Origin of the sequence: Octadecabacter sp. R77987 (assembly GCF_042466115.1) — a bacterium.
Classification (GTDB): domain Bacteria; phylum Pseudomonadota; class Alphaproteobacteria; order Rhodobacterales; family Rhodobacteraceae; genus SW4.
Window position 1 is genome coordinate 798,137 of sequence record NZ_JAXHBQ010000001.1, and the last position, 14,864, is coordinate 813,000.

The window sequence follows — 14,864 nt, forward strand, 5'->3', positions numbered from 1 at the left end:
TGATCAAACCTCGATTGTCTTGGGACGGCGGCGTTCAAACCACATCACGATCAGCAGACGCGTGACGAAGATGGCCGTGAATACGGATGTGAGGATGCCAAGCCCCAGCGTGATCGAAAACCCGCGCACGGGGCCGGACCCCATGACGAACAGGATCACGGCGGTGATGAATGTGGTGATATTGGCGTCGATGATCGCCGACAGGGCCTTTTCGTAACCCAGATCAATCGCACGCGCCGGCCCTTTGGCGGTTTTGAGTTCCTCGCGGATACGTTCAAACACCAGCACGTTGGCATCGACCGCCATCCCGATAGTCAGCACGATCCCCGCAATCCCGGGCAATGTCAGCGTCGCGCCGATCAATGACAAGAGGCCGAAAATCAGCCCTACGTTCACCAGCAGGGCGATATTGGCAAAGACGCCAAACAGCCCGTAGGACAACACCATGTAAATCAGCACCGCACCAAAGGCGACGATACAGGCAATCGTGCCCGCATCAATGCTGTCCTGACCCAACTCCGGCCCGATGGTGCGTTCTTCCAGGAATGTTAGTTCGGCGGGCAGCGCACCGGCGCGCAGCAACACCGCCAGATTGGTCGATTCCTCAACCGTGAAACGGCCTGTGATAATGCCCGATCCGCCCGCAATGTGGCTTTGGATTGTCGGCGCGCTGATCACCTCGGCGTCAAGCACGATCGCAAAGGGCGAGCCGATGTTTTCAGCCGTGTAGTCCCCGAACTTGCGTGCACCCGTGGCGTTAAAGCGGAAATTCACGGCAGGGCGTCCGTTCTGGTCAAACGCCGGCTGCGCATCGACCAGTTCTTCGCCCGTCACGACAGCGGCGCGTTCAAGGATATAGAACACGCCTTCTTCGTCGATGCTTGGGATGATGACATTGCCCGATCCCGGCGCAGTCGTGCCATCAGTCGTGCGGCCCACAACCGGCTGGAATGTCAGTTGCGCGGTGGTGCCGATCAGGTCTTTGATTTCCTGCGCAGACCCCACACCGGGCACCTGAATAAGAATGCGATCCGTTCCTTGACGCTGGATTGACGGTTCGCGCGTGCCGACCTCGTCAATCCGGCGGCGGATGATTTCCAGCGATTGCTGCACGGTGCGCTGGTCGGTGGCGGCTTTTTCAGCCTCGCTCAGGGTGATGATCAATTCATCCCCGTCGGCCAGCACGTCGATATCGGCGGCCCCTGCCCCCGTCAGCGTGGTGACAGGTGTCGCCAAGCCGCGGACCAGTTCCAGCGCGCGGGCAATGCCGTCGACGTTCGAGATTTTGACGCGCAGGGTATCGGCAGGGCTGTCTTCGCGGGTGACAAAGCCCACCGTGTCACGTTCCGCGGCCAGCACATCGCGCACTTCCGGCCAGAAGGCATCCATGCGGGGGCCATACACGTCTTCAACCTGCACCTGTGCCAGCAAATGCGCCCCACCACGCAGATCAAGACCAAGGTTGACCAGACCAGAGGGCAGGAAGCCGGGCCAGGTGCCCGCCTCGGCCTCAAGCTCCGCCGATGTAATCCCCGCCTCGATCGAAGCGACAGCGTCATTGCGGGTCTCGACCCGTTCATAAAACCCGTTGGGCAGGGCCAGCAACAGGCCCACTGCCACGACCAACCAAATGGTCACGCGTTTCCAAAGATCAATCTGCAACATGCCTGTTCGTCCTACTCTGCCGCTTGGCCCTGACACAGATCACTGTCCGGTGCCGTCCCTGCGACCTCTTGAATGTTTTCAACCACAAGGTCCACCGGCAACGCACCTGACCGCAGTGTCATTGCCAGATTTTCCGCCTCGGTGGCCGTGAAATTTTCTGTGATGATGCCCGATCCGCCATAAATCGGCGACTGAATGATCGGCGCGCTTAACACACGGCGGTCATAAACAATCGCAAATGCCTCGCCCACATGATCGGTCGTGTATTGACCAAAGGCCGCGCTGCCAGCCTCGGTAAAGCGGAACGCAACAACCGGCGCGCCGTCCATATCGAAGATCACCTGCGCATCCGAGATCATCGCGTTGTCGATCACCGCCTCGGCCTCGAGCAGATAACCGGTGCCATCCGCATCCGGCAGGATCACCTGCGCATTATCGGCAATCGTCAGATCGGTGATCAGGCCCGTGGCCCGAACCTGCTGAAACGACAGCGCGCCGCGCACAAGGGCGGCATCCAACTGCACGGGATCAAACGTGCCGACTGGAAACCAAAGCTCGATCTTTTCATCTGGGGTCACAAGCGCATGGTCGGGTCCGGCTCGGTTCGCCACGACATCCATCGCCTTGATCGTTTCAAGATGGCTTGCCGCGCCAACGGGGCCAAGCGTCACGCGCGTCATGCCACAAGCTTGCAAGACCATTGACGGATCAAGCGGCGCAGCCAACGCCGCCCCGCCCGTGGCCATCAGACCCGCAACCATCAATGTCAAAACGTGGCGCACGCGGCGGCCCCCAAGACTTAGCTGTTGGCGGCTGCCGGTTCGGTCTTGTTCACGACTGTGGCGATGGTCGAACGCACGACGCGCACGTTCACGCCCTTGGCGATTTCCACTTCGACTTCGCCGTCATCCTTGACCTTGGTCACTTTGCCCAGAATCCCGCCTTGGGTCACGATCTGATCACCACGGCGCAGGGCCGCAACCATCGCCTGATGTTCTTTCAGCTTTTTCTGCTGCGGACGGATCAAAAGGAAATACATGATCCCGAAAATCAGGATGAGCGGGATGAATTGGCCAATGCCTTGCATGGGAACGTCCTTTGTCTGTGTCGCGGGCACCTCCCGCAAAGTCGCGGCACATTAGGTTGCGCCTGTCGGAATGGCAACGCTGCGCGTGGCAGTTTTCACTGTTCACAGCGCGCGTCCTTTGGGGCATATGGGGGCGCATAGCAAATTCGCAATCCTCAGGAGCATTCCGATGCACGACATCCGCACAATCCGCGAAAATCCCGCCGCTTTTGACGCGGCCCAATCCCGTCGCGGGGATGCGCCTGTATCGTCCGACCTGTTGGCGATGGACGAAGCGCGCCGCGCGAAAATCCAGGCCGCTGAAACCGCACAGGCCGAAGCCAATAAGGCCGCCAAGGAAGTCGGCGCCGCCAAGGGGCGCGGCGACGAGGCTGAATTTGAACGCCTGCGTGCGCTCGTGGCGGACAAAAAGGCCGAGATTGCGCGCCTGAACGACGAAGCCAAAGCCGAGGATGAACGCCTGACGGCGGCATTGGCCGTGATCCCAAACGTGCTGGCCGACGATGTGCCAGACGGGGCCGACGAAAACGACAACGTCGAGGTGACCCGCTGGGGCGAACCGCGCAACTTCACCTTCCAAGCCCTTGAGCACTATGACATTCCCGCCGTTCAGCCGTCGATGGATTTTGAAACCGCCGCGAAAATGTCGGGCAGCCGTTTCGTGCTATTGTCCGGTGCCGTGGCCCGTGTGCACCGCGCGCTGGCGCAGTTCATGATCGACGTGCACGTGGATGAAAACGGGCTGACGGAAACCAACCCGCCCGTGCTTGTGCGCGACGAGGCGATGTATGGCACCGACAAGCTGCCAAAGTTCGGCGGTGACAGCTATCGCACCGAGGAAGGCATGTGGCTGATCCCGACCTCCGAAGTGCCGCTAACCTATATCGCCGCCGGTCACGTGATCGAGGAAAACTATCTGCCACGGCGCTACACCGCCCACAGCTTATGTTTCCGCTCGGAAGCGGGCAGCGCGGGGCGTGACACGTCAGGCATGTTGCGCCAGCACCAGTTCGAAAAGGTCGAAATGGTCAGCGTCACCCACCCCGATGAATTGGACGCCGAACAAAAACGCATGCTGCGTTGCGCCGAGGACCTGCTGGAACGCCTGAACATCCCCTATCGCACGGTGATCCTGTGCGCCGGTGACATCGGATTCGGCGCGCGCCGCACCTATGACATCGAAGCCTGGTTGCCCGGTCAGAATGCCTACCGCGAGATCAGCTCGGTTTCGACCACGGGTGATTTTCAGGCGCGCCGGATGAACGCCCGTTTCAAACCTGCCGACGGGGGCAAACCGCAGTTCGTGCACACGCTGAACGGGTCCGGTCTGGCCGTGGGGCGCTGCCTGATCGCAGTGCTGGAAAACGGTCAGCAAGAGGACGGAAGCGTCACCCTGCCCGCCGTCCTGCACCCCTATCTGCGCGGCAAAACCCGCATCACAGCGAACGGCGAACTGGCCTAACGGGGTCGCGAAATCTGCCCAAGGCGGTGCGTGTTGCCGCCTTCGGCCATCACGCGCGCCGCGCGCATCCGTGCATATTGATCGTCCGGCATGTCGAACATCTGGTGATACACGCGATCCAGTGATTTGGGCCGGTAGCTGTCATCGGCCCGAAACCGGTCAATCGCCGCAACACTGACTTCAGACAAATCGGCCGGCCCTGCGCGGTCGCGTTCAATCAGGTTCAGCATTGCGCCCGACAATCCCACAGGCCCGAATTTGTTATCCAGCGGATCAAGCGGATCAAAATCATGCGCCACGCGATCCAGCGCTTGCCAGTCTATCGCCAGCCCCGCGTTTTCGGCCCCCATCGCCACCCAGTTGAGCGCAATCGACGACAGTCCGATCCGGTTGCCCCCGCCACCTACGGACCCGTGATTGCCCGCAAACCACTGCTGCATGTAGGTCGGCACGAAATGTTCATATTCTTCGTTCAATTCCGGCATGTTACCCCACGGATAGGACGGAAATGTGCGGCGCCTTTCGTCCAGTGCGATGGCGTGGCGCGCGGCCAGCACCATCGACGACAGTTTGGCGTCATGGAACCTGTATTGCCGGTTGAACCGGTCCGCAAAAGGCAAAAACGCGGGCAATCCCAACGCGCTGACCGTGTCCCAGACTCCAAGGTAGGCAATGCGCAGATCAATGACGCCCGCGCTACCCTTGCCGTGTTTGTCGCGCCAGGCCATTTCACGCAGGCTGGTGGCCGTGTCGGGCGCGAAATCCTCGCGCCATGCGTGGCTGTCGTCGGATCCGGGGTGCGTTGCCTTGTCGCGGGAAATGTAACGCGCGAGCGCTTCGGGCAGACGCGCAAGATGCGCGCGTGGCGCGATCCCGCAGGACCGGATCATCCCCACAAGCGAGCGCGCAGCAAAGGCCCCGCGCGAAAATCCGAACACGCAGATTTCATCGCCGGGCTCATAGGCGAACACCAAATTGCGATAGGCGTCGGCGATGATATCCGTCAGCCCCCAGCCCAGTGCACCACCCAGCGTGCGATCCATGCGCCGCGCAAGCGCATTGTTGCCCCGCCCCGATCCCACACCGGGCGAATAGATCACCATCTGCGGCATCCCGCCGTCCGCACGGTGACGCACACAGCGCGCAAGGCGCACTACATTGGTCGGATGCTGGGCGTCGGGGCGGTTCCACGTCCCGTCGATGAAAATGGCGATGCGTTTCATGGTGGCCCCCTTTGCCACAAGGTCGCCCGCGCCTTGCCCTTGGGTCAAGTCGGCAAATCCTGACTTTCCGTGAACCAAACCGCCCCCTTGCGCGTAAAAAACGTATGAAAAATTTGCACGCCCTCGCCACCCTGATCCTGACGATCACCTTCGTGATCTCGCCTGCCTTCACGGACCCGTTCATGGGCTTTCGCGAAGATCAACTGCCGATCCCGCAGACCGATCCGCCGGTGCAGCCCGCAGGCTATGCCTTTTCGATCTGGGGGCTGATTTACGGCTGGTTGGTGGTGTCGGCGGGGTTCGGCATCTGGAAACGCGCCGACGATCCGGCGTGGAACGCGATGCGCGCGCCGCTGATCATCAGCCTTGCCCTTGGCACGCCATGGCTGGCCATCGCCAATGCCAGCGCGATCTGGGCAACAGCGGTGATCTGGGGCATGGCCGGTTTTGCCATCGCCGCGCTGATCCGCGCGCCGCACGCAGACCGCTGGTGGGCGCAGGCCCCTGTCGCGCTTTATGCGGGGTGGCTGACGGCGGCGGGATTCGTTTCACTGGGCAGCACGGCCGCTGGATACGGCCTGCTGACCGACAGCTTTGGCTGGGCGCTGATCTGCATCGCGGGGGCGTCGATCATCGCGATTGCCGTGCAACAAATGCGCAAAGGCGCACCCGAATACAGCGCCGCCGTGATCTGGGCGCTGATTGGCATCATCGTTGCGGGTCCATCGGCGCTGGTCAGCACCGCCGCCTTGGTCGGCATTGCCATCCTTATCGCCCTGAACGTAGTGAACCTGCGCGCGGCCTAATCGCCGCGATTGCCGTATTTATCCAGATGTTTGGTCAGGCGTGACGGCTTCTTCTTTTTCTTGTCTTTATAGGGGTTTGCGTCTGACTGGCTGCGCATGTGCAGCCGGATCGGCGTGCCGGGCATGTCAAAATCCTCGCGCAAGCCATTGACCAGATAGCGGTTATAGCTTTCGGGCAGCTTGTCGGGCAGGCTGCACATCACCACGAAACCGGGCGGGCGGGTTTTCACCTGGGTCATGTAGCGCAGCTTGATGCGCCGCCCCGAAGGTGCGGGCGGCGGGTGCTGTTCCAGCATCCCCGTCAGCCAGCGGTTCAACTGCGCCGTGGTCACACGGCGGTTCCAGACCTCATGCGCCTTCATGATCGCCTGTTGCAACCGGTCAAGGCCGCGGCCCGTCTTGGCGGAAACCGTGATCAGCGGCGCGCCGCGCAACTGCGGCAACAGCCGTTCAAAGGATTCGCGCAGGTCTTTCAGCTTGTCCTGCTTTTCGTCCTCAAGGTCCCATTTGTTCACAGCAACAACCACCGCGCGCCCCTCGCGTTCCGCCAGATCGGCAATCCGCAAGTCCTGCTGTTCAAACGGGATTTCCACATCCAGCAGCACCACGACCACTTCGGCGAACTTCACCGCGCGCAACCCGTCACTGACCGACAGTTTTTCCAGCTTTTCCTGCACCTTGGCGCGTTTGCGCATGCCAGCCGTGTCGAAAATCCGCACCGGCACATCGCCCCATTCCGTCATCACCGAAATCGCGTCACGGGTGATCCCCGCCTCGGGGCCGGTGAGCAGGCGATCCTCGCCGATGATCTTGTTGATCAGGGTGGATTTGCCGGCGTTGGGGCGCCCCACAACGGCCACCTGCAAGGGGCGTGCCTTGGTCGGCACGCGCGGGCCGTCGTCGTCATCTTCTGAGACATCCACATCTGTTTCGGGCGCATCGGCGGCGGCGCGTTCGGCAAATTCCTCGGAAATCGGGCGCAGCATATCCAGCAATTCGCCCATGCCCTCGCCGTGTTCGGCGGACAGGCGCAGGGGTTCGCCAAGGCCAAGGGCATAGGCCTCGAGGATGGTATTGTCGGCGGCGCGCCCCTCGCCCTTGTTGGCGGCCAAAATCACATGCGCGTTTTTCTTGCGCAGGATTTCGGCGAACATCTGGTCGGCGGGCAAGACACCCACACGCGCATCAATCATGAACAGGCAGACATCGGCCATTTCAACGGCCCGTTCGGTCAGCTTGCGCATCCGGCCCTGGAGGCTTTCGTCCGTGGCTTCTTCCAGACCGGCGGTATCAATCACCGTGAAACGCAGATCGCCCAGACGCGCGGCCCCTTCGCGCAGATCGCGGGTGACACCGGGCTGGTCATCGACCAGCGCCAGCTTCTTGCCCACAAGGCGATTGAACAGCGTGGATTTGCCCACATTCGGGCGCCCCACAATGGCGAGTGTAAAGCTCATCTTCTACCGGCTCCGGTTGATCAGACGGGGGCGATACACCTTTCCGCGACTAACGGAAAGCCAGAAGTTGCCCGCGCTTGTTCACCACATAAAGGGTCTGGCCCGCGACAACGGGTGCGCTTGCGGCACCACCGGGCAAGGCAACCTGCCCGATCAAGGCACCGGTTTCGGGGTTGAACTGGCGCAAGGCACCATCCGAGGAGGCCACGATCAACCGACCACCGGCCAGCACAGGGCCGTAATGGGCATGCAGGGTTTTCTGGCGGCGTGTGCGCCCTTCGACAAACTGCGGCAACGCTGTGCGCCATAAGACGCTGCCGTCGCCAGCATCAAGACGCAGTAATTCATTCAGATCGTTGACCATGAACAGCGAACTGCCAGCCGCCCAGACAGGGCCGGTCGTGCCTTCTGTGGCGGTCCAGATGCGATCACCATTGGCGATATCCAGCGCCGCCACGCGGCCCGAGAAGTTGCCAACATATACCGTATCACCCGCAATCACCGGATCGCCGGAAATGTCCGATACAGTCGCGGCGGCACTGCCACGGCGCTGCCCTGTCACAACGGTGGACCAGCGGCGCAAGCCCCCTTCGGGGAAGGCCGCAAGGACCTCGCCTGACGGGAATGGGAACACGGCGATGCCATCGCCAACCGCAGCACCTGCCCCGCCCGAGAAGTTCGCGCCACCCGGTGTGCCGTTCAACTGCCAGCGGATCCGGCCGCTGTCCAGTTCAAGCGCCCAGACACGGCTGTCGCGCGCAACAACGTAAACCAACCCGTTGGCTACGGTCGGTGCCGCACCACCGGGGGCATCCAGATCCTGAGTCCAGACAACAGCGCCTGTCGCCGCATCCAGCGCGCTGACCTCGCCAAAGCCGGTGCTGACCAGAACGCGGTTGCCCGCCACGGCCAACCCACCACCCGATGCATCGCGGCTGTTGTCGGTCGGCGGGGTCAGATCGCGGGTCCAGGCCAGCGCGCCAGCCGTGGTAACGGCGGCGACCTGCGCGCCCGCGTCCAACGTATAGATCACACCACCGGCCACCACGGGATCGGCAGTGATGCGGGCGCGGCGCCCGTCGCCCTGCCCGATATTGACAGCAAAGACCTGCGTCAGCGCGCCACCAAGGGCCAGATGCCCACCGGGGTGCTGCGGTCCGCCATTGCGGTGGGTCCAATCGCCGTTTGTCGTGGTGGCTGGCATCGCGAAGGCGCGCAGTTCAACGGCCTCGTCGATCGCCGCGCCTGCCATCCCGTCACGTATATCAAGGCGTTCGCCCGACAGGATCACATCCTGTTCGCCACAGGCGGCCAGCACACCTAGGGCCATCGCCGCACCGATAAATCTTTGTCGTGTTTTCACGTTACTGCTCCGCCCGTCGTTACCTATTGGCCTGCGTCTGTCGCGCCGTCCAAATCGCCACCCAAGGCCACAATCAAGCTTTGCGCCCGATCACGCAAGCCCCGCGTGATTTCCGCATCCTCAAGAACCGCGTTGAGAGTTTCGATGGCTGCGGCGTTGTCACCGGCGGCCACATGCGTAAAGGCAATCTGTTCCAGCGCCAGCAGACGGAACGGCGCACCCGGCACGGCCAGCGCGTCCAGTGCCGCGCGGCGCGTGTCCGCATCCATCGTATCGGCCTGCAACATCAGCGACTTGAGGCTGGCCAGATCACGATAGATCGGCGCGACCTCTGGATCAGTGGCAATCGCGTCCAATTGCGCCGCAGCGCCCGCAACATCACCGGTTTCCTGCAATGCGGCGGCTTCAAGCAAACCTGCAACAGCGCCAGCGGGGCCAGCGACATCAATCGCAGCCAAGGCCGTGGCGCGATCTGCGGCATCATCGTTTTCAAGGGCGGCGAACACGGCATCACCCAGGGCCTGCGCGGTCGCCGCTTCGGATGCCTTGCGATATTCGTTGAACGCAGCACCGCCCACCAGCACCAGCACACAGGCCACGGCAATCCAGCCATAACGGCGCAAATACATGAACAACTGATCGCGGCGCACCTCTTCGGTGACTTCGTCGATAAAGCTTTCGTTGTTGCTCATTTTTTGTCCTCAAGCGCCTTGAATTAGCGCATGTCTTAACGCGAAGCATGGCCCCTTGCAAACCCCCCTGCAACAGCTGTCAGCAGTGTTCACGCTTCCTTTGGAAATTCTTGCAAATAAGACTAATCTAAACTAACCGGTTCAGAGTATAACCTGTAAGAATTCAAAACGGTGGTGCATTGCACCGCAACCGCACAACATCGAGGCCCGAATGAAACTGATGCCCATCCTCACCGCCATTCTGGTGACAGCCTTTTTGTTCTTGCTGGTGTTTCACCGCGATACGCTCCTGGCCTTTGCCCAGTCAGAGTCCGCACCCGAAACCGAAACGGTCGTGGAAACGGCTGAACCGGCGCGCACCGTGTCGGTTGTTGCCATGACATCCACCGCCCAAACCATTGATAGTGCCGTAATTATGCGTGGCCGCACCGAAGCGGCCCGACAGGTTGATGTGCGCGCCGAAACCACGGGTCAGGTGGTTTCCGATCCGCTGCGCAAGGGGTCGTTCGTCAACGCAGGCGACATCATGTGCGAACTTGATCCGGGCACCCGCGCCTCCCGTCTGGCCGAGGCCCGCGCCCGTCTGGGCGAGGCCGAGGGCCGCGTTCCCGAAGCCCAGGCCGCCGTTGTCGAAGCGCAGGCCCGCGTGCGCGAGGCCGATATCAACGTCAACGCCGCCCGCCAGCTAAGCGAGGACGGTTTCGCATCCGAAACCCGTCTGGTCAGCGCCGAAGCCACCCGCGAGGCCGCACTTGCCGGTGTGCAACGCGCCAATTCGGGCGTCATTTCCGCGCAGGCAGGGATTGAATTGGCCCAAGCCGCCGTGCAGGCCGCCGAAAAGGAAATCGAGAACCTGACGATCACAGCGCCCTTTAGCGGTTTGCTGGAAACCGATACCGCTGAACTGGGCAGTCTGCTGCAACCGGGGGCCGCCTGCGCAACCATCATCCAGCTTGATCCGATCAAACTGGTCGGCTTCGTGCCCGAAATCGACGTCAACAAGGTCACGGTCGGGGCCATGGCCGGTGCCCGCCTTGCGTCGGGGGCCGAAGTGGCGGGGCGCGTGACGTTCCTGTCCCGCTCGGCTGATGAAACCACCCGCACCTTCCGCGTCGAGATCGAAGTGCCCAACGCCGATCTTGCGATCCGCGACGGGCAGACGGCGGAAATCATCGTCGCTTCGGACGGGCAAAAGGCGCATCTTTTGCGCCAGTCGTCCTTGACGCTGAATAATGACGGCGCGTTGGGCATTCGCGTGGTCACGCCCGAAAACACGGCGCAGTTCCTGCCCGTCACCTTGCTGCGTGACACGGTTGATGGCGTCTGGGTTGCGGGCCTGCCTGAAACGGTCGATGTGATCATCATCGGGCAGGAATATGTGATCGACGGTGTCGCCATCGCGCCCACCTTTCAAGAGGTGGACGGATGATCAAACTGGTTGATATCGCCGCCTCCCGCGCGCGGATGGTCATGGCCTTTATTGTCCTGTCGCTGCTGGCGGGGGGCTTTGCCTATGTGGGCCTGCCCAAGGAGGGCGAGCCCGACATTGAAATTCCGGTCCTGTTCGTATCGGTCCCCTTCCCCGGCATTTCCGCCGAAGACAGCGAAACCCTGCTGGTCAAACCGATGGAATCCGAACTGTCCGATCTGGACGGTCTGAAAACCATGACGGCCACTGCCGCCGAAGGCTATGCCGGCGTCGCGCTGGAGTTTGAATTCGGCTGGGACAAGACCACGATCATGGCCGATGTGCGCGATGCCATGAACAATGCCGAAGCCCAGTTTCCCGACGGGGCCGATCAGTATTCCATCAATGAAATCAACTTTTCCGAGTTTCCGATCATCATCATCAACCTGACGGGCGATGTGCCCGAACGGATGCTTCTGGACGTGGCCAAGGACCTTCAGGACCGGATCGAAGGCATCGACGCCGTGCTTGAAGCCTCCCTCACAGGGGAGCGCGCCGAGATGCTGGAAGTGCTGATCGACCCCCTGCGACTTGAAGCCTATAACGTCACCGCTGGCGAATTGATCAACGTTGTGAACAACAACAACCTGCTGATTGCCGCAGGCGAAGTGGACAGCCCGCAGGGGGCGTTTTCCGTCAAGATTCCATCGTCGTTCGATGACGCGCTTGATGTTTACGGCCTGCCTGTCAAAACCAATGGCGACCGCGTTGTCACCCTTGGTGATCTTGCCGAAATCCGCCTCACGTTTGAAGACCGCCAAAGCGTTGCGCGCTTTGATGGCGTCAACACCGTGGCCTTGCAGGTGGTGAAACGGCGTGGGTTCAACTTGATTGATACGTCCGCGCTGGTGCGCGAGGCTGTGGCCGCCGAACAGGCCACTTGGCCCGAGGATTTGCAGGTTGCCGTTCAGGTCGGAACCTCGAATGACCAAAGCCGCAACGTGGCGTCAATGGTCAGCCAGTTGGAAGGCTCGGTGCTGACGGCCATCGCGCTGGTGATGATCGTCGTGCTGGCCGCCCTTGGCACCCGCCCCGCCCTGCTGGTCGGCTTTTCGATCCCGACATCATTCCTGCTGTGCTTTGCCCTGCTCGCGGTCATGGATATCACCATTTCAAACATCGTCATGTTCGGTCTGATCCTCGCCGTGGGGATGCTGGTGGACGGGGCGATTGTGGTCGTGGAATACGCCGACAAACGCATCCGCGAAGGTGTCGGCCCGATGCACGCCTATGTCGAGGCGGCCAAGCGCATGTTCTGGCCCATCGTCAGTTCCACTGCCACGACGCTTTGTGCCTTCCTGCCGATGCTGTTCTGGCCCGGTGTGCCGGGGCAATTCATGGGCATGCTGCCCGTCACGCTGATTTTCGTGCTCTCGGCCTCGCTGATCGTCGCGCTGATCTATCTGCCCGTGCTGGGCGGTGTCACAGGGCGGATGAGCCGGACATTCGGCTATGCCTCGGACGGGTTGCGCCGCATCGCGCCGTGGTGGCTGCGCGCGGTGTTGGTCGTGCCGTCGATGCTGCTGGTGTTTATCGGCGCGATGATGGTTCTGAACCCCGCCTACCTGTCTGGCGAGGCCGTGCAAACAGACGGTTTTGTCGCCTCGCTTCCGGGGATGATCGTGTTTTTCCTTGGGGCGATCGCCACGTCGATCACCGTTGGGTCCGTGCGCGTTCACCGTCAGGCCAAGCGCATCAAGGCAGGCTATCGCCGCTCGCCCTTTGGTTGGGTGATAAACGCGATTGCCGGCAACCCGATCATGCCATTGGTCAGTATCGGCGCGATCGGCTTTATCGTCGTCTCGGTCTTTGGCTACTTTGGCGCGAACAACAACGGCGTTGAATTCTTTGTCGAAAGCGAACCCGAACAGGCCATCGTCTACGTGCAGGCGCGCGGCAACCTGTCCCTGCCCGAAAAAGACGCGATCGTGATGATGGCGGAACAAATGGCGCTGGATACGCCCGGTGTGCAGACGGTGTTTGCCTTTGCCGGTGCGGGCGGGTTGAACCAGAACACTGCCGGTGCAGGTGGCCCCGGTGACGCCATTGGCCAGTTGCAGATCGAACTGATCCCGTGGGAGGACCGCCCCGATTATGCGCGCACTCACGAGGGCGAAATCACGCTGGAAGAACTGGACGGTGATGTCGTCATGGCGACGCTGCAAGCGAAACTGGACACAATCCCCGGTATCCGCACCGAAATCCTGAACCTGTCGATGGGTCCGGGGGCCGCGAAACCGCTGCACCTGCGCCTGACGGGCAATGATTGGGACCAACTGCTGGCCGCCACGGACGCCGCGCGCATCCTGTTCGAGGACACCCCCGGCCTGACAGTGATCGAAGACAGCCGCCCCCTGCCCGGTATTGATTGGGAAATCAGCGTCGATGTGGAAAAGGCGGGCCGGTATGGTGCCGATGTGGCCACCGTGGGCGGTATGGTGCAGCTGATCACCCGCGGCATCATGCTGGGCAGCTACACACCCGAAGGCGGCGATGAACAGATCGACATCCGCGTGCGCCTGCCCGAACAGGACCGTGTGTTGTCTACGCTGGATTCCTTGCGCGTGCGCACGCAGGCAGGCCTTGTGCCCCTGTCCAATTTCATCACCCGCACGGCCGTGCCGAAACTGGCGCAGATCAACCGCATTGATCAGGAACGCTATTTTGACGTCAAGGCGGGCGTGGAAAGCGACCTTGTAAAGCTGACCGACCCCGACACTGGCGAATTTCGCGTCACCACAGCTGCGGCGGCCGAGACTGACAGCGCCGTGCAAGACCAGATCGCCGATGGCACGCTGGTGCAGACGGTCGTGAACCCCAACGAACGTATCGCGGTGTTGACGCAGTGGCTGGAAACACCGGGCAACCTGCCTGCTGGGATCGGCTTTGAATGGACGGGGGATGCACAAGAACAAGAGGAAAGTCAGGCGTTTCTGATGACCGCCTTTGCCGGTGCCTTGGCACTGATGTTCATCATCCTGCTGGCGCAATTCAACAGCTTTTACAACTCGGTCCTTGTGCTGCTGGCGGTCGTTTTGTCCACCACAGGCGTGCTGATCGGCATGCTGGTGATGGATCAGGCGTTCAGTATCATCATGACCGGCACGGGGATCGTCGCCCTTGCGGGGATCGTGGTGAACAACAACATCGTGCTGATCGACACCTATCAGGAATACGAAAAATACATGCCGCGGACCGAGGCGATCACGCGGACAGCCGAAGACCGCATTCGCCCCGTGCTGCTGACCACGATCACCACCATGGCGGGCCTGGCGCCGATGATGTTCGGGCTTTCGCTTGATTTCATCAACGGCGGGTTCAGCATCGACAGCCCCACCGCGCTTTGGTGGAAACAGTTGGCCACGGCTGTTGTGTTCGGCCTTGGGATCGCCACGGTGCTGACACTGGTGTTCACGCCCTCGATGCTGGCGCTGCGGGTCTGGGTGACGACCTACGCGCGCTGGGGCGGGCAACTGCTGGCGAAACTGTCGCTGGGCCGTGGCAGCCGCGCGGCGCAGGACTGGGCGTTGGAACGCGATGCCAAACGGGTGCGCGCGCCGGAGATCCTCTGGGGCGAAGACCCGTTCACGAGCCCTGCCCCCGAAATGGTGCCCGATACCCCGCTCAAGGCGGCTGAATAG

General features: G+C 61.8%; 11 protein-coding genes. 4 read left to right on the forward strand and 7 right to left on the reverse strand.

Annotated features, from left to right (window positions below):
- Positions 1-3: 3 nt before the first annotated feature.
- Genes secD through yajC form a run of 3 tightly spaced genes read right to left on the reverse strand, consistent with a single transcriptional unit; the run spans position 4 to position 2,752 of the window.
- Positions 4-1,665 carry a protein translocase subunit SecD gene (gene secD / locus SJY21_RS04035; protein WP_377506538.1) on the reverse strand — a complete coding sequence of 554 codons (1,662 nt, stop codon included), beginning with the start codon at positions 1,663-1,665 and terminating at the stop codon, positions 4-6.
- An 11-nt stretch (positions 1,666-1,676) separates the two neighbouring features.
- Positions 1,677-2,447, reverse strand: coding sequence for a hypothetical protein (locus SJY21_RS04040; RefSeq protein WP_377506541.1), 771 nt, complete (start codon positions 2,445-2,447; stop codon positions 1,677-1,679).
- A gap of 17 nt (positions 2,448-2,464) precedes the next feature.
- Positions 2,465-2,752 carry a preprotein translocase subunit YajC gene (yajC, locus tag SJY21_RS04045; protein ID WP_377506544.1) on the reverse strand — a complete coding sequence of 96 codons (288 nt, stop codon included), beginning with the start codon at positions 2,750-2,752 and terminating at the stop codon, positions 2,465-2,467.
- Positions 2,753-2,921: 169 nt separating this feature from the next.
- On the opposite strand from yajC, the gene serS reads away from it, so the two are divergent.
- Entirely contained in the window at positions 2,922-4,214 is a 1,293-nt protein-coding gene (gene serS, locus SJY21_RS04050) for a serine--tRNA ligase (protein ID WP_377506547.1), read from the forward strand.
- Here serS and SJY21_RS04055 read toward each other — a convergent pair.
- Positions 4,211-5,437 (reverse strand): DUF2235 domain-containing protein, encoded by a 1,227-nt coding sequence (locus tag SJY21_RS04055; RefSeq protein WP_377506550.1) that lies wholly within the window; start codon positions 5,435-5,437, stop codon positions 4,211-4,213. The two genes, serS and SJY21_RS04055, sit on opposite strands and share 4 nt — an antisense overlap.
- 104 nt (positions 5,438-5,541) lie before the next feature.
- Between SJY21_RS04055 and SJY21_RS04060 the strand changes: the two genes are divergently transcribed.
- Positions 5,542-6,243: a hypothetical protein gene (locus tag SJY21_RS04060; RefSeq protein ID WP_377506553.1), complete on the forward strand. Its 702-nt coding sequence runs from the start codon at positions 5,542-5,544 to the stop codon at positions 6,241-6,243.
- Here the strand turns inward: SJY21_RS04060 and der are convergent.
- Genes der through SJY21_RS04075 form a run of 3 tightly spaced genes read right to left on the reverse strand, consistent with a single transcriptional unit; the run spans position 6,240 to position 9,755 of the window.
- Positions 6,240-7,700, reverse strand: a complete 1,461-nt coding sequence (gene der / locus SJY21_RS04065; RefSeq protein ID WP_377506556.1) for a ribosome biogenesis GTPase Der — start codon at positions 7,698-7,700, stop codon at positions 6,240-6,242. The two genes, SJY21_RS04060 and der, sit on opposite strands and share 4 nt — an antisense overlap.
- A 49-nt stretch (positions 7,701-7,749) precedes the next feature.
- Positions 7,750-9,063 (reverse strand): PQQ-binding-like beta-propeller repeat protein, encoded by a 1,314-nt coding sequence (locus SJY21_RS04070; RefSeq protein WP_377506559.1) that lies wholly within the window; start codon positions 9,061-9,063, stop codon positions 7,750-7,752.
- Between the two features lie 23 nt (positions 9,064-9,086).
- Positions 9,087-9,755 carry a hypothetical protein gene (locus SJY21_RS04075; RefSeq protein ID WP_377506562.1) on the reverse strand — a complete coding sequence of 223 codons (669 nt, stop codon included), beginning with the start codon at positions 9,753-9,755 and terminating at the stop codon, positions 9,087-9,089.
- A 211-nt stretch (positions 9,756-9,966) separates the two neighbouring features.
- On the opposite strand from SJY21_RS04075, the gene SJY21_RS04080 reads away from it, so the two are divergent.
- On the forward strand, positions 9,967-11,184 hold the full coding sequence (locus SJY21_RS04080; protein ID WP_377506565.1) for an efflux RND transporter periplasmic adaptor subunit: 1,218 nt from the start codon (positions 9,967-9,969) through the stop codon (positions 11,182-11,184).
- Positions 11,181-14,864 carry an efflux RND transporter permease subunit gene (locus SJY21_RS04085; RefSeq protein WP_377506568.1) on the forward strand — a complete coding sequence of 1,228 codons (3,684 nt, stop codon included), beginning with the start codon at positions 11,181-11,183 and terminating at the stop codon, positions 14,862-14,864. The genes SJY21_RS04080 and SJY21_RS04085 overlap by 4 nt, the downstream gene beginning before the upstream one ends.